The following is a 14,551-nucleotide window of genomic DNA, read 5'->3' as shown; positions in this document are numbered from 1 at the left end:
GGGGAGGTCAGCTCCAGGCCCGGTACGGCTCGTCCAGCAGCTGGAAGACCGGCTCGCCCCGCACCGGGTCCTTGGCCGTGGACAGCCGTACCCGGTCCCCGCTGTGGATGCCGATCGGCGGGCCCATCACCCGGCCGCGCACCACGAACCCCTCGGACATCTCTATCTGCGACACGTTGCGCGCCGCGGGGGTGTTGCGGTGCACCACCGTGGAATGGCGGACGGTGCCCGTGCCCTCGGCGCGCTCCGTGCGCAGCTCGCTGCCCCGGCAGACCGGACACAGCAGCCGGTGGTACATGGCGGTGCCGCACCAGGTGCAGCGCTGGAAGAAGATGGCCTCCGCGTTCTGGCCCCTCGGGTCGAGCAGACCCGTGGCGGAGCCGGCTGCCTGCTGAGCGACGCTTCCTGAGTGGTACACGCTGGTCAACTCCCTGCACTCGGCCGGAATCCGCGCACGCGATCACCCGCGCACACGTGTGCGCGGTTCGCCGTGCCACCGTGCACGCAGCACAGAGTATGGCACTCAGTGCCACTCGTAAAGGCACTCCGTACCCTGAAAGTGCGGAGGCTCAGCCCCGCCCCAGCGTCGTCTCGATCTCCTGCACGACCCGCCACAGCGGTGCCCCGCGCCGCGACACCACGACCACCACGTCCTCCGGTTGCTCCACGGCCGGCGGTACCGGCACACCGCCGAACGCCGACTGCACGTAGGCCAGCGCGTGGCCGACCGCCGCGCTCGCCTCGCCCTGCCCGTCCGAACGCAGCCAGGAGCGCAGCGCGTTGTTGTGCGCCGCGACCACCGCCGCCGCGATCACGTCGGCCTGCAGGGTGCCGTCCCGGCGGGTGGCGAAGCGCCGGCGCAGGTACTCGGCGAGGGCCCGCTCGTAGCGCCACACGACCGACAGCTCGTAGGCCCGCAGCCCCGGCACCTGCTTGGTGAGGCGGTAGCGCTGCACGGAGAACGTCGGGTTCTCGGCGTACATGCGCAGCACCAGCCGGGCCGCGTCGCAGACCCGCCCCACGGGTTCGTCGTCGTCCGGGCCGTTCGCCAGGAAGGCCGTCATGTCGGCCAGGCAGCGCTCGTGGTCAGGGAAGACCACATCCTCCTTGGAGGGGAAGTAGCGGAAGAACGAGCGCCGTCCGACACCGGCCAGCGCCACGATGTCGTCGACGGTGGTCTGCTCGTACCCCCGCTCGAGGAACAGCTGGAAGGCCGCCGCCACCAGGGCGTCCCGCATGGGCGGCTTCCCGGTGCCGGCCTCGGCTTTCTCGGAGCTCATGAGCGGGAACGTAGCACCCACGAGGCCACTCATGGCACTCAGTGCACTGATCAGGAGGTACTGAGTGCTCTGCCCACCGGGCCTGAGCGGTCTCTGAACCCCGGGCCCGGCAGCCGCGTATCTAGCGGCAGGACGATCCTCGAAGACGGGCACTCCCGGCCCGGACGAAGGAGAGCAGCGTGTCGACACCGTCCGAGCCCCGGCCGCCGCACGACGGCCCGGCCCTCGAACCCATCCGCGTCCTGCGGCCCCGCCGCACCGACGCGCTCGCTGAACTGATGCGGGAGTTCCGGCAGGACACCGGCCAGGAGCCGGGCGGCTACGAGTCCGTCGCGCTGCCCGGGAAGCCGCCGGCCGGCTCCGAGGCCCTGACGCAGGAACTCCCGCCCGTCGTCCGTGAGACCCGTCGGCGTACGGACGCCGCACCCCCCGGAGCCGGGCTGCGCCGCGCCGCCGTCGCGGTGGCCGTCCTCGCGGCCGCGGTGATCGGCTTCGGCGGTGCGCTCCTGCTCCACGGCGAGAAATCGGACGACAGCGCGGCGCCCGTGCCCGCGCCGCCCGCGTCCGCCGCCTCCACCCCCGACCCCACACCCACCCCACCCGCCACGGCACCCGTGGACCCCGACGGCGCCGGCACGCTGCGCGAGGGCGCCACCGGCCCCGAGGTGACCGAACTCCAGCAGCGCCTCCTGCGCATCCCGGACGTCTACCGGGACGGATCCACGAGTGGCCGCTACGACCCGACCCTCACCGCGGCGGTCGCCCGCTTCCAGCTCTGGTACGGCATCCGCGGCGACGAGACCGGCGTGTACGGCAACGACACCCGGGCCGCACTGGAGTCCCGCACCCCGGCGGGCACGAGCTGATGTGTGACCATGGCCGGCATGGACGAGTTCATCGACCGGCTGAACCCCGACATGTACGTGGTCACGGCCGCCGCGGGCGGTGAACGGGCGGGCTGCCTGGTCGGATTCGCCTCGCAGTGCTCGCTGCGGCCCGTCCGGTTCGTGGTGTGGCTGTCCGAGCTCAACCACACCTTCCGGGTGGCCCGGAACGCGGAAGTCCTCGCCGTGCACCTGCTCGGCCGCGACCAGCACGCCCTCGCCGAGCTGTTCGGTGGGCGCACCGGCGACCGGATGGACAAGTTCCAGGGCCTCCGGTTGCGGGAGGCGTACGGCGGGGCCCTCGTCCTGGAGGGCGTGCCGGCCTGGTTCGTCGGCCGGATCGTGACCCGCGCGGGCGGCGGCGACCACATCGGCTTCGTCCTCGACCCGGTCGAGTGGGGCGGACAGGGGGAGTACGGCGGGCCGTTGCTGCGCCTTTCCGACGCCGTCACCATCGACCCGGGTCACCCGGTCGGCTGACGCCGCTCCCCGTATATCGAACGCCGGGCAAGGACTGGGGAAAAGCGGCGCAGCGGCGGGAGCCCACGGCGTCACCCTGGGCCGGGGCGACGCACGAGGCGCCCGGACCGCCGACCGAAGGCCACGCCCATGAACGGCTCCCGCATCCCCGGCCTGGTGCTGCCCGCCCTGTTCCTGCTGGCCCTGCTCGTGGGCCTGTGGTGGTACTGGCGCCACCGCGGGGACTCGTGAGGCGGGCGTAGCCGCTACCGGCCCTGAACCCCGGGAACCCGGACGTCCACCACGCACACGTCGTCCCGCCGCACATCCGGCAGCATCCTCGCGAGCAGCGGCCCCAGCGACGCGGGCCCGTCACCGTGCGGAGCGGCCACCGCCTCGGCGAACTGTTCCAGACCCCGGTCGATGCTGTCCGGCGGGTGCTCGACCAGGCCGTCGGTGTACAGGATGAGCCGGTCGCCCGGGTCGAGACGGCACTCCGCCTCCTGGTAGACCGGCGTGGCGGACGCCCCGAGCAGCATGCCGCTGGGGCGGCGCAGATACCGTGCCTCGCCGTCACGCAGCAGCAGCGGCGGGGGATGCCCCGCCTGGGTCCAGACCAGGCGCCGACGGCGGGGGTCGTAGCGGGCGAGCACCATCGTGGCGGTCGCGTGGGAGTCGCGCGAGTGCAGCAGCAGCGTGTTCAGCCGGGCGAGCGCGCCGGTCAGCGACGAGCCCGTGATGACCATGCCCTTCGCGGTGAACCGGAGCTGTGCCATCGTGGCCACGGCGTCGACGCCGTGCCCGGCGACATCACCGACCACCAGCAGCGCGTCCCCGTTGGGCAGTTCGATGGCGCTGAACCAGTCACCGCCGACGTGCACATCCGACTGGGCCGGCAGATAGGCGACTTCGACGCGCAGCCCGGCCAGGTGCACGGGCCGGTTGGCCATCGGCAGCAGCGCGTGCTGGAGCCTGGAGGCCAGGGTCCGCTCGGCCTGGAGCACGTCGTGCTGCGTCAGGATCGCCCGCTCGCTCTCGACCAGGGCCAGTTCCGCCCGCCGCCGGGCGGTCATGTCCTGCAGGAAGCCGTGTACCTCGACGGGCGTTCCGTGCCGGTCGGCCACCGCCTCGGCCACCAGCCGCAGATGCCGGATGACGCCGTTCGTCCGGATCCGGAACGGCACGTCGAAGGGCCGCCCCTCGTGGACGAGTTCACCGACGGCGCGCGTCAGCGCGGGCGTGTCCTCGGGCAGCGCGAGTTCCGGCACCTCGGACAGGAGCAGCGGACCGTGCGCGGGGTCGCGGCCGACGAGGGAGAAGACCTGGGCCGACCAGGAGGCCTCCTGCGTGGCCAGGTTCCAGTTCGCCCAGCCGAGGTTGCCCAGCCGCTGCAGGTCCGCCAGCCGCTGCTCCTGCCGGTCGGAGGAGCCGTGCCGGATCCACGAGACGACGAGGGCGTCGCCCAGCTGCGCCACCCGTGCCGCGTACACGGACAGCTCGGCGACCCCCGCCACGACCTCCTCGTGCGCGAACGGCTCGCCCTCGTAGGTCTCGCCGGTTTCCAGCACCCGCAGACAGCCCCGCCACAGCGGCTCGGCCACCAGGGCCGGCCGCAGCTCCAGCAGCCGTCGCCCGGCCGGTTCCTCACCGGTCCGGCCCAGCAGGTCACCCACCTGGGCGGTCGCGGCCTCCACCTGGAAGTCCTCGGTCTCGCCCGTGACGTTCCGCAGCGGCGTCAGCAGCATCGCCGCGACCGGCAGTGCCTCGAACAGCGCCTGCACCGCGTCCGTGGCGGCGTCGGCGTCACGCTGGGGCGGGGTGTCGAAGGCGCGCAGCCGGCCGGCGCACAGCCCGGTGACGCCCCGCAGGTGTGCGCGGTCGCGTGGGGTGAACGCCCCGGCCCGGCCGCGCAGCACGCCGATGCAGACCTCGGCCGAGCCCGCGGCGGGCACGGGCAGCCAGGCACGCGAGCGCCACCGGTCGGGAGGGTCACCGATGAGCAGGTACTGCCGCTCGTCCGAGGCGAAGTCCTCCAGCCAGCGCGGCTGGCCCGCCCGCAGCGCGTCCAGCGCCGCCATTCCGCTCAGCGGCGGCACCTGGCACCACTGGGCCGCCAGCTTGTCGTCGATGCCCGCGTGCCCGATCAGTACGAGGCCGCCGTCGGGCCTGCGTGCGTAGATCAGGACCGCGTCCGCCGACATGTCGGGGCCCAGGTGCTCCAGCAGGCACCGGGCGAGGTCGTGCGGTGTCATCACCCGAACGAGGGCTTGGCCGAGGCGGGCCAGGGCGGCGGTGACGTCGTCCGGCGCGGCCGGCTGCTCCATGATCCGTGCCGTGGAGCCGGATGCCTCGACGCCGGATGCCTCGGTCGCCCCGCCCGGGCCGGGCGGTGTGGGCGCGAGAGTGCCCAGGGTGATCCAGCACTCCTCCAGCAGGGTGTGACGGGCGGCCTTGGCCCGCTGGAGCAGCTGCTCGCCCGCGGCGTCGGCGGAACACCCGGTCAGCGCCATCACCGCGCCCTTGGCCCGTTCCACGACAGCCGACATGGCCGCCTGGTCGCGCAGCCGGTCCAGTTCGGCGCGCTGCCGGGCGACGATCCTGGCCAGTTCGACCACGTCCGGTGCGGCACCGGGCTGCGCCGGCGTCACGGGCTCGCTCGTCACGCGTCGAGCATGGCACACCTGGCCCGGTTCGAAGACCGCCTTGTACGCACGGACTGCTCGCTCGTCCCAGGCGCCCCGTCGGTCGCATCAGACCCACGGTGGACCGTTCAACGGCCGTCATGCGGATACAGCCACAGCCGCAGCAGCCGGCTGAGCCGCGGCATCACCAGGTACGTCAGCACCGGCAGCAGCACCAGCGGGAACACGGCGGCGCGCAGGGGCAGCGGCCAGCCCCCGGTATGGGGGGTCACCAGCCACTGGACGAGCAGGGTGAAGGGGTAGGCGCCGAGGAAGGTCGTGAGGACCATCTTCCACCGGGGCGGGGCCTGCACGGCGGTGCCCGGCAGGCTGAACCAGGTCTCCATCCCGGTCGTCGACTGGCGTTCGCTGCTGACCTCGGTGGCGATGTCCCCGATCCGCCGGTGCCAGTGAGCGCGCTCCTCGGACTCCAGCCAGGCGGCGAGCCGGTGCTGATCGGACCAGCGCAGCACCGCGTGGTAGCGGTGGCCGTCCTCGGGGGTCAGCCAGGAGACGCCCTCGTTGCCGGGGAACTGTCTGGCGCAGCGGGTGATGCCGTGCGTCCACTCCTCGAACCGCTGCTCCCGGCCGGGGCGCACGTGCCAGGTCAGGACGGTGGTCACGGGTTCGCCGCGCCGTGCTGTGGTGGTGCTCATTCCCCCACGGGTGCCACGCGCGGCGCCGGTCATGCCCGGCGGCTCACGGCTGGCGGTTCGCCTCCACCAGGGCCTGGGTGACCGCCCGGACGCTGCGCGCGATGTGCTGGAGCTGCATGACCTCGGCCGCGTACAGCTTGATCGTGTGCTCGATGACCCCCTCGTGCAGGCCGAGTCCCGGCAGGTCGGCGCGGGCGGTCTGCAGGGCGGTGCGGGCGACCCGGATCTCGTTCTGGACCTGGATCTGGGCATGTCGGGCGAGGAGGACGGGGTGGCGGATGAACACGGGGTATCCGGCGTAGCGCGTGGGCACCAGCTCGCGCAGCCACTTGGCCGCCGAGCGCTCCCAGTCGTAGCTCCCGGGGGTCTTGACCTGGCAGGGCCAGTCCGGGCTGATGCGCGTAGTCGTCAGGTGCATGATCATCGCTTCCGGGTGTGCGGCGTCGTGAGGGTGGACGACGGGTCGGGGCGGCCCCGGCCTAGGGGATGGCCGGGGCCGCCACGGACACCCGGGACCCGGAGTGGGTAGGACCCGGCTCCACGGGTGCGGAACGGATCCGGAACGGCCGGGTCGCGATCCGTGAGCAGTATTTATATATGCCATCCGGTTTGCAAGGAGCATGAAAACATTCATGCGTGCTTTGTTGTGGATGGTCCCCCCGTGTGGTCCGCCGCCCGCCGCTCAGTCCCTGAGGAAGAACTGGTGCTGGTCGGCGACCTGCTCGTATTCCTCCAGCCGCGCCTGCGTCCGCTCCGGATCCGCGTCCGTCATGGCCTGCAGCAGCGCCGAGCACATCACGCCCGGGGCCGCGTAGGAGTCGAAGACCAGCCGCGATCCGGTCCCGAGGGCGAAGACGACGTCGGCCTCGTCCGCGAGCGGCCCGAGCGCCAGGTCGGTGATCAGGGCGACCTTGAGCCCGGCGCCCCGCGCGACCCGCACGGCCGTCAGGGTCTCCTGGGCGTGCCGGGGCATGGAGAAGGCCAGCACCCACGTACCACCCGCCTCACGTGACTGCAGCAGCGCGTCGTAGGCGACGCTGCCGCCCCGCGTCACGAGCCGTACGTCCGGATGGATCCGGCGGGCGGCGTAGGCGAAGTACTCGGCGAGCGAGACGGAGATGCGCAGCCCGAGCACCGTCAGGGGCGCGGACGACGAGAGCTTGCGGCCGACGTCGATGACGACGTTCGGGTCGGCCAGGTCCCGCCGCAGGTTCTCCAGGTTCTCGATCTCGGCGTCGACCGCCGCCTGCAGTTCGTTGCCGCGCATCTCCTCGGCCGGGCCGACGGCGAGGGTGCCCAGCGCGATCGACTGCAGCTTCTCCCGCAGCGCCGGGTAACCGCTGAAGCCGACCGCCGCGGCGAACCGCGTCACCGAGGGCTGGCTGACGCCGGCCCGGTCCGCGAGATCCGTGATCGACAGGAACGCCGCCTCGGTGATGTGCTCGATCAGGTACTGCGCGATGCGCCGCTGCCCCGGGGACAGCCGGGGCCGGTCGAAGAGTGCCCGGAGCTGGGCGGACGGGGAGACCTCCGCTTCCGGGGCGGCCTTCCCCGAGGTGATCGCGGATGCCTGTGCGCGTGCCTGCTGCGGCGATGGCACCGGTGCGCCTCCTTCGTCTCCCAAGGACGTTCAACATAGCTCACGCACTGTGGTGACCAGGGCTTCTCCAGGCAGCATGAGCCGGCCTGCGCGGGGATACCCGTACGCCCGGCGGGAACCCGCCGCCGCACACGACCCCGAGAGGAGCCGCCTTCATGACCGTCCCCGAGGAGAACCGGCCCAAGACGGACACCACCGGCGAACTGCTGGAACACCAGGACGACAGCCGCTCCCGGCCGCCGGGCGGGACCGGCCGCACGATGCGCGAGGCTCTGGAGGAGGCCGCGGTGCGCCCCGACGACTACGACGACCGCTAGGGCATCACCCGGCCACCGCAATCGAATCGACGACGCTTCCGGCAGGTGAGACGGCATGAGTGCGCTGAGTGCGCTGGAACAGACCCTGGAGAACCGCCTGGACGCGCTGTGGGCGCGGCTCCTCGGCAAGGAACCGGTCGAGGTCCTCGACGCCCTGCGGCGCGAGTGCGACGACAACGCCGTCGTGTGCGGTGAGGGCCGCGTCATGGTCCCCAACGCCTACGACGTGGAGCTGCCCGACGACGTGCACGACCATCTGACCCGCTCCGGCACCGATGTGGGCCAGGCCCTCACCGACAGCCTGTGCCGCCACGCGGAACGCCGCGGCTACGAATTCGCCGGCCCGCCGGCGATCCACGTGGCGAGGTGCCCCGACGTGCCCAACGGCCGCTACCGGGTGGCCGGAAGGGTCATGCCCCACGTGAGCGCGGACGGGTTCTTCTACGCCACCCACTGACCTGCGCGCGCCACGGCACTCAACGGCGATACAGCGTGATCGAGTGGCCGACGTCGTCCACGGGGCGGCTGCTGCCGATCAACTCTGCCAGCCGCCCCGTGGCCTTGGCGGCGGCCGAGTCCGACACCGCCAGCAGCCCCCGCACCTCACGGACCGGCACCCGCCGAGGGTCCGAGGCCTCGATGCCGTAGAAGGACGGCACGCCACTGCCCTTGTACACGAGCCACACCCGCTCGCCCGGGTACCGCTCACGCAGCCGGTCCGCGAGCCGTCCGAGGTCCTGGCCCCAGTCCACGTTCGAGTCGTGCAGCCACTCCCGGGTCCTGCCCGGCCCCCCGAACGCCTCGTTGGAGTACGGCAGATACCAGGGATACGCCCGCGCCGAACTGACGGCGGCCAAGGCCACCAGCACGGCCGCCCCCACGGTCACCCACCGCCGCCGCACCAGGAGCACGCATCCCGCCGCGACCGCGAGGAACAGCGGCAGGAACACGGCGTACCGGGTCCCGAAGTCCCGTGCCCCCTGCATGGCCGCCGCCAGCAGTACCAGGGGAGCGCCGAGCACATAGGGTGCGGCAGGCCGCAGCCGCCGGACCGCGACAACGGCCGCGGCGCCCCCGGCCCACAGCGCGAGCAGCCCCAGCGGCGTCTTCACCAGCAGCGCGGCCGGCAGGTAGTACCAGAGTGAGCCGTCGTAGAGCCGCCCGAACAGAAAGCCCTGCCAGAGCCGGTTCTCCAGCCCGAACTGCACGCGCATCCCGTCCCGGTAGGCCTCCGGGAACGGCATCATCCCGACCAGCAGCCCCCGCATCCCGCGCACCACCGGCACATGCTGCTCCGGAGTCCAGCGCAGCCGCGGATCGACCATCAGATACGTGACCCACACGACGGCGACCGCGACCAGCGCCACACCGCCGGCCGCCGCCACGGCCCGGCGCCGGCTGCCCCCGGACGCACGCCACACGGACACCGCGGCCAGCACCATCAGCACCGGTACGGCGGGCAACGTACTTATCTTCGTAGCCAGCGCGGCGCCCAGCGCCACTCCCGCGAGCGGCGCGTACAGCCGCGGTCTCCGGCGCGCCCGCCACATCAGCCACGCCGACGTCAGTACGAACCCGGCGGCCGGCACGTCGAGCGTGGCGAGCGAGCCGTGGGCGATGACGTCGGGGGAGAAGCAGTACAGCGCGAGTGCGACCGACCCCGCGGCGGGCCCGGCCAGTTCACGGGCGAAGGCGAACACCACCAGCCCGAAGGACAGGGTCAGCGCGATCACCGGAAGGCGGGCCCACAGCATCAGCCGCCACGGATCGTTCCCCGACTCGTACAGCAGATGCCGGCCCAACTGCCCCTGGTCCCCGGCGAAGGCGGGATCGACGTGCGGATCCGCGAGGGCCACCCCCGCGCCGATGACCAGCTTGCCGAGCGGCGGATGCTCGGGGTTGTGCCGCAGCCGGTGCTCGTGCACGTACTCCACGGCCGTGCCCACGTACACGGGTTCGTCGATCGTCGGGGTCTGCCGCACCGCGGTCGTGACCATCGCGAAGGCCATCTGGGCGAGCAGCACGGCCACCAGGAGCGGCACCGGCCACCGTCTGCCGGGCCGGCGTCTGCCGGGCCGGCGTGCGGCGTGCGCCGGTGCCGGGGGCGGGAGCGACACCGGCCGGGGAACGGCGGGAGCGATCCAGAGGTCCCTCATGGACCCACTCTGCATCAGCCCCCGCCGTAGAAAGCGCTACCGCCTCACGAGTCGCACCGACAGACCGTCAGCCGTGTGGACGGGCACGGCCCGCAGCGTCTCCGAGTCCAGCTCGACACGGTCGAAGCGGCCACGCAGCTGCCCGGCGGACAGGACGGGAACGGTCGTCCCCGCGACCGGCGGCCGCTCGGCGCCGAGCCGCAGCGACAGCACGCTGCCCCGGCCCAGCAGAACCCGCCGGTCCACCGTGAGGGCCGGGCCGCGGTGCCGGCGCAGCAGCAGTTCCAGCGTCGACTCGCAGTCCTGGACGTAGGAGCCGCGCACCCGCAGCACCTTGTCCGCGCGCAGCGTGCCGCCCGTGATCCGGACGTCACCCTCGCCCAGGGCGCCCGGCGACGCGGCGACCAGCGTGCCGGCCTCCAGAACGGTCCCGCCCTGGTAGCGGTTGTGGCCCGTCAGGGTGAGGGTGCCCGAGCCGCGCTTGGTCAGACCCCCGTCGCCCTCGATGTCGTTGCGCCAGCTGTCGGCCGTGTGGAAGCCACCGGCCGCCGCGTCCAGCGTCACGGTGACGTCCCGGTCGAAGGCGCCGTAACCGTCCGCCGCGGCGAAGAGGTTCAGCCGGCCCCACTGCTCGAAGCCGTCCAGCAGGACGTAGCCGGAGGGCAGGGCGGTCGTCCGCAGCACCTCGCGCCGCTGGGCCGCGGTCAGGTAGGGAAGCCGCGTCTCCAGCAGCACCTCCGCGCCCTTGGGCACGGTGAGCGGGTCCTTGCGGCCGCGGCGCGGCAGGATGTACGTCAAACGGGACCCGACCGCACGGGCGTTGGCCTCGCGGTCGGCGTAGGCGTCCCCGGCGCCCGGGTGGGCCCAGCCGTACAGCGTGTCCGCCGTCGTGCCGGTCCGCTGCGTGAAGTACGCGAGGGCCTGGGCACGGGCCGCGGCCTTGAGCTCCGCGTTCGCCGGGTCGGCCAGGGCCGCGGCCGTCAGGGCGGTGGCCATGATCCGGCCGCCGATGACGTCGACGGGGGAGTGCATGCCCGCCATGATCCGGGTGTGGCTCAGCTCGAACGTCCGCGTCACCAGCTCCTGGAACCGCTCCGGCACCGCGTACGCGAAGGCCAGACCGGCCAGGTGGAAGGCGTTGGTGTGGCCGCTGGGGAAGCCGCCGTCCTCCTGCGCGTTCTCCGAGCGCTGACGCAGCAGCTGCGGGGCGACGACGACGTCCGAGTCGTACACCGGGTAGCCCAGCGCGTCCTTCTTCCCGGTGTCGACGACCTCGCTGTCCTCGTTCATCCGCCACGGACGCGGGTACTGGAAGGCGAACTTGCCCGGGTTGCCCGAGGCGAACGGCCCGCGCACGGTGTCGACCAGCTTGGCCACCTGGCCGAGGTCCGAGTCGTACGAGCCCGCCCCGATGGCGGATCCGGCCGGGGCGTCGGCGGGCAGGGTGTCGTGGATCTTCCCGTCAGGTGTGCCGTCCGGGGCGGTGGTGATCGACGTGACCGCCTTGGCGCCCTCCTTGTAGAGCTCGGCCAGCGGACCGAGACCGGCGATCATCGCGTAGCTCTGGTGCTGGCGGTCGTAGAGGAAGGCCTCCTTCGCCTGCGCCTCGGTGCGGGCCTGCGTGAGGCGGGCGCAGTAGCGCATGTTGGCGCGCAGCACCTCGCGGTCCAGGACCCGGCCCGTGTTCCAGGCGTCGCCGGTCTTCCATACCTTCGACATACCGCTCAGGACCCGGACGACTGCGTTGGTCTCCGGGGTCAGGTTGGTGAGGACGTTCGACTTGTAGTCGTCGACGAACGCGGCGAAGCCCGTTGCGGCCTTGGCGTCCGCGGCGCCGAGCCACGTGGCGACGGTCGGTGCGGCGAGCAGGGCCGCCGAGGCACCGAGGGAGGTCCTGAGGAAGCCCCGCCTGTCGACGGTGGCGGGGGAGCGGTGCCCGGCTGATGACGGCATGAGTGTGCCTCTCTGGAGTTCTGCGAGGGAGGTGACGTGGCGTTGCGCGACGGTGCTTCGGCCGTGCGGCCGGGGAGGTGATGCGGCATGTGCGACTTCTGGTGCCTCTGGCGACTTCTGTGGCACCTGTTGCGTACGAGCGAAGATCTACGGCCGTGTGGTGACCCCTCGGAGAGAGGTCGGCCACCGGCCGGTGGCCGGAAGGTGAACGGCGGCAGCCCGGCTCACAGAAGCGAACGGGCCAGGGCCAGCGCGCCCTCGACCGGCGGCACCCGCAGCCGCTGCGGCCGGGCCCCGGGCAGGGACTCGGCGAGGGCGGAGGTGAACGCCTCGTACAGCGCGGGCTGGGCGAGCACCGTGCCGCCCGCCACCACCACGTCGTCCACCGGGACCCCGCGCACGGCGAGCCGAGCGACGAGCCCGGCGAGTGCGCGGCCGCCGTCGGCGATCACGGTCCGGGCGAGCGGCGAGCCCGCCTCGGCGGCGGCGAACACGGCGGGGGAGCGGCGGCCCCACTCGGCGGAGACGTCCGCGGCGGCCTCCAGGGCCGCGCCGAGCGCGGGTACCTCGGCGACCCCGAACGCGGCGACCAGGCCGGCCGCCAGTGCGTCGGGCTCCTCGCCGCGGTCGTGCGCGGCCCAGACGGCCCGCGCGGCCTCACGGACGAGGCCGGCCGCGCCGCCCTCGTCGCCGAGCACCGCGCCCCAGCCGCCCACCTGGACCGCGGCGCCGTCGGGCAGCCGCCCCACCGCGACCGAACCGGTACCGGCGACCAGACCGACGCCCTTGTCCAGCCCCGCGGCCGGTACGAGCAGTTCGGCATCGCCCACGACGAGCGCGGGCACCCCGAGCCGCTCCTGAAGGGCGGTCCGGATGCCCGCGCACTGGCGTGGCGTCTCGCAGGCGTGACCGCCCACGGCGAGCGCGGACGGTCGTACATGAGACGGCAGGGCGTCGGCGACCAGAGCGGCCAGCCAGTCGGCGGCGGCCTCGGGGTCGTGCGGTCGCCACCCCGTACTGCTGCGCACACGGTCGACGGTGTCCTCGTCGCCCGCGAAGGCGCGCAGATGCGTCTTGGTGCCGCCCACGTCGATACCGACCGCGTAAGGCGTGGAGTCCTGCACGGGTCCTCTTTCGTCGTTGCGCGGCACGGCGACGGCAGGCGAACCGCGCGTCGGACCACGGCAGTTGAAGAGGTAGGGAAGCCCCGGGACGGGCTTCTGCGGAACACGGCAGGCGAGTACCGTGAAGTTCGTTAGGAAGTTAACTAACGAAGTAGGGTGCGTCAAGAGGCACGGAATTCCCGATGCCGCGCGACTCTCGCGGCCGCCCTGCTCGGCCGCTGCACGACCTGGGGAGACCATGCACCTGAGTGAGAGTGCCCGTGTGGTGTTCGACGTACTGGCCGGGACGGGTACGGCCACCCGCCCCCAGCTGGCGGCCGGTGCGGGCCTTTCCAAGCCGACCGTCTCCACCGCCGTGGCCGAACTCGAGGCCGTCGAGCTCGCCGCCCACTCCGGGCGGGCCTCCGGCGGCACCGGCCGCAGCGCCGCCGTCTACCGGCTCGGCCCGGCCGCCGGCGCCGTGCTGGCCGTCGACCTGGGCCCCGCCAAGACCCGGGTGCGCAGTTGCGCCCTGGACGGCACGCTGCTCGCCGAGGGCACCGGCTCCCGGCAGGAGGCCGCCGGCACCGTCCGCAAGGTCCTCGACGCGCTGCCCGCCGGGGCCCCGCTGCGGGCCGTCGTCGTCGCCGTCGGTGATGTCACCATCCGCGACGGCGAGGGCGCCGGGGAACGCCCCGCGACCGCCAAGGCCGGCCCCGTCTTCGACGCCATGGCCGTCGCGCTGCCCGAGGGCGTGCCCGTCCACCTGGAGAACAACGTCAACTGCGCCGCCCTGGCCGAGCTGCACGAAGGGGCCGCCGTCGGCCGCGACACCTTCGGCTACCTGCGCATCGGCGTAGGCATCGGTCTCGCCGTCGTCATCGGCGGCCGGGTGCTGCGCGGTGCGAACGGGGCCGCCGGTGAGGTCGCCCGGCTGCCCTACCCCTGGGACGAGAGCCACGCCCCGCGCCACGAGGGCCTGGAGCAGCGCATGGGATCGCGCACGCTGCTGCGCAGGGCGGCCGAGGCCTGGCGGGCGACCGACGGCCCCTGCCCGCGCACCGCCGAGCGGCTCCTCTCCCTGGCCGGGCAGGGGCATGCCACGGCCCGGTCCGTGATCGACGCGCACGCCGCGGACGTGGGCCGGCTCGGCGCCGCCGTCGCGGCCGTACTGGACCCCGGCCTGATCGTGCTGGGCGGCGGCACCGGCGCGGATCCGCAGCTCCTGCCCGGGGTGCGGGCCGAGCTGGCCCGGCTGAGCTGGCCCACCGAGGTGGTCAGCAGCGTGGTGGGCGACACCGGCACGGTGGCGGGCGCCAGCAGGCTCGCGGTCGCCCATGGAATTCAAACCGTGACCGGAGCTGTGCGGGCGAAGCATTGACGGCTGCGCCATCGGTCTGCCAATGTCCGGACAAGCGCTTTCTGAGTCGGCCGGGACGCCGACTCCGGGTGAGCCTCCCGC

Annotated in this window: 14 protein-coding genes; 5 read left to right on the top strand and 9 right to left on the bottom strand. The window is 73.3% G+C overall.

The features are described from left to right. Positions 1 to 7: 7 nt before the first annotated feature. Together ACFU3E_RS22660 and ACFU3E_RS22655 are read right to left on the bottom strand one after the other, a co-directional pair. Complete coding sequence (locus ACFU3E_RS22660) at positions 8 to 418, bottom strand: Zn-ribbon domain-containing OB-fold protein (protein ID WP_384161019.1); 411 nt, start codon at positions 416 to 418, stop codon at positions 8 to 10. A 151-nt stretch (positions 419 to 569) separates the two neighbouring features. Next, entirely contained in the window at positions 570 to 1,238 is a 669-nt protein-coding gene (locus ACFU3E_RS22655; protein ID WP_384161182.1) for a TetR family transcriptional regulator, read from the bottom strand. A gap of 221 nt (positions 1,239 to 1,459) precedes the next feature. On the opposite strand from ACFU3E_RS22655, the gene ACFU3E_RS22650 reads away from it, so the two are divergent. Both ACFU3E_RS22650 and ACFU3E_RS22645 read left to right on the top strand, forming a co-directional pair. After that, on the top strand, positions 1,460 to 2,146 hold the full coding sequence (locus ACFU3E_RS22650) for a peptidoglycan-binding protein (RefSeq protein WP_384161016.1): 687 nt from the start codon (positions 1,460 to 1,462) through the stop codon (positions 2,144 to 2,146). A 9-nt stretch (positions 2,147 to 2,155) separates the two neighbouring features. Then, complete coding sequence (locus ACFU3E_RS22645) at positions 2,156 to 2,644, top strand: flavin reductase family protein (RefSeq protein WP_384161014.1); 489 nt, start codon at positions 2,156 to 2,158, stop codon at positions 2,642 to 2,644. 245 nt (positions 2,645 to 2,889) lie between these two features. Here the strand turns inward: ACFU3E_RS22645 and ACFU3E_RS22640 are convergent, their stop codons facing one another. The 4 genes from ACFU3E_RS22640 to ACFU3E_RS22625 all read right to left on the bottom strand — a co-directional run bounded on the left by ACFU3E_RS22640 (position 2,890) and on the right by ACFU3E_RS22625 (position 7,560). Further along, complete coding sequence (locus ACFU3E_RS22640) at positions 2,890 to 5,286, bottom strand: SpoIIE family protein phosphatase (protein ID WP_384161011.1); 2,397 nt, start codon at positions 5,284 to 5,286, stop codon at positions 2,890 to 2,892. 107 nt (positions 5,287 to 5,393) lie between these two features. Next, the gene (locus ACFU3E_RS22635; RefSeq protein WP_384161008.1) at positions 5,394 to 5,960 is read right to left on the bottom strand and encodes an antibiotic biosynthesis monooxygenase; all 567 of its coding nucleotides are present in this window, start codon (positions 5,958 to 5,960) and stop codon (positions 5,394 to 5,396) included. Between the two features lie 43 nt (positions 5,961 to 6,003). Further along, the gene (locus ACFU3E_RS22630) at positions 6,004 to 6,384 is read right to left on the bottom strand and encodes a hypothetical protein (protein ID WP_174569490.1); all 381 of its coding nucleotides are present in this window, start codon (positions 6,382 to 6,384) and stop codon (positions 6,004 to 6,006) included. 258 nt (positions 6,385 to 6,642) lie between these two features. After that, positions 6,643 to 7,560, bottom strand: coding sequence for a MurR/RpiR family transcriptional regulator (locus ACFU3E_RS22625; protein WP_384161004.1), 918 nt, complete (start codon positions 7,558 to 7,560; stop codon positions 6,643 to 6,645). Positions 7,561 to 7,715: 155 nt separating this feature from the next. On the opposite strand from ACFU3E_RS22625, the gene ACFU3E_RS22620 reads away from it, so the two are divergent. Together ACFU3E_RS22620 and ACFU3E_RS22615 are read left to right on the top strand one after the other, a co-directional pair. After that, entirely contained in the window at positions 7,716 to 7,877 is a 162-nt protein-coding gene (locus ACFU3E_RS22620) for a hypothetical protein (RefSeq protein WP_384161001.1), read from the top strand. A 55-nt stretch (positions 7,878 to 7,932) separates the two neighbouring features. Then, positions 7,933 to 8,334: a DUF3662 domain-containing protein gene (locus tag ACFU3E_RS22615; protein ID WP_384160998.1), complete on the top strand. Its 402-nt coding sequence runs from the start codon at positions 7,933 to 7,935 to the stop codon at positions 8,332 to 8,334. A 19-nt stretch (positions 8,335 to 8,353) separates the two neighbouring features. Here ACFU3E_RS22615 and ACFU3E_RS22610 read toward each other — a convergent pair whose 3' ends face one another. The 3 genes from ACFU3E_RS22610 to ACFU3E_RS22600 form a co-directional block, all read right to left on the bottom strand. Next, complete coding sequence (locus ACFU3E_RS22610; RefSeq protein ID WP_384160996.1) at positions 8,354 to 10,033, bottom strand: ArnT family glycosyltransferase; 1,680 nt, start codon at positions 10,031 to 10,033, stop codon at positions 8,354 to 8,356. 36 nt (positions 10,034 to 10,069) lie between these two features. Beyond that, on the bottom strand, positions 10,070 to 11,986 hold the full coding sequence (locus ACFU3E_RS22605) for a phosphatase PAP2 family protein (protein WP_384160993.1): 1,917 nt from the start codon (positions 11,984 to 11,986) through the stop codon (positions 10,070 to 10,072). Between the two features lie 224 nt (positions 11,987 to 12,210). Further along, positions 12,211 to 13,110, bottom strand: a complete 900-nt coding sequence (locus ACFU3E_RS22600; protein ID WP_384160990.1) for an N-acetylglucosamine kinase — start codon at positions 13,108 to 13,110, stop codon at positions 12,211 to 12,213. A 238-nt stretch (positions 13,111 to 13,348) separates the two neighbouring features. Between ACFU3E_RS22600 and ACFU3E_RS22595 the strand changes: the two genes are divergently transcribed. Further along, positions 13,349 to 14,470, top strand: coding sequence for an ROK family protein (locus ACFU3E_RS22595; RefSeq protein ID WP_384160987.1), 1,122 nt, complete (start codon positions 13,349 to 13,351; stop codon positions 14,468 to 14,470). Positions 14,471 to 14,551 lie beyond the last annotated feature (81 nt).

Source organism: Streptomyces sp. NPDC057424 (assembly GCF_042803315.1).
Lineage (GTDB): Bacteria > Actinomycetota > Actinomycetes > Streptomycetales > Streptomycetaceae > Streptomyces.
This window is presented reverse-complemented; position numbering and strand designations above follow the sequence as displayed.

Coding starts and splice junctions, on each gene's coding strand:
- ACFU3E_RS22655 (WP_384161182.1), bottom strand. CDS start 1,238: ATGCGGGACGCCCTGGTGGCGGCGGCCTTCCAGCTGTTCCTCGAGCGG.
- ACFU3E_RS22645 (WP_384161014.1), top strand. CDS start 2,156: ATGGCCGGCATGGACGAGTTCATCGACCGGCTGAACCCCGACATGTAC.
- ACFU3E_RS22635 (WP_384161008.1), bottom strand. CDS start 5,960: ATGAGCACCACCACAGCACGGCGCGGCGAACCCGTGACCACCGTCCTG.
- ACFU3E_RS22630 (WP_174569490.1), bottom strand. CDS start 6,384: ATGATCATGCACCTGACGACTACGCGCATCAGCCCGGACTGGCCCTGC.
- ACFU3E_RS22620 (WP_384161001.1), top strand. CDS start 7,716: ATGACCGTCCCCGAGGAGAACCGGCCCAAGACGGACACCACCGGCGAA.
- ACFU3E_RS22615 (WP_384160998.1), top strand. CDS start 7,933: ATGAGTGCGCTGAGTGCGCTGGAACAGACCCTGGAGAACCGCCTGGAC.
- ACFU3E_RS22610 (WP_384160996.1), bottom strand. CDS start 10,033: ATGAGGGACCTCTGGATCGCTCCCGCCGTTCCCCGGCCGGTGTCGCTC.
- ACFU3E_RS22605 (WP_384160993.1), bottom strand. CDS start 11,986: ATGCCGTCATCAGCCGGGCACCGCTCCCCCGCCACCGTCGACAGGCGG.
- ACFU3E_RS22595 (WP_384160987.1), top strand. CDS start 13,349: ATGCACCTGAGTGAGAGTGCCCGTGTGGTGTTCGACGTACTGGCCGGG.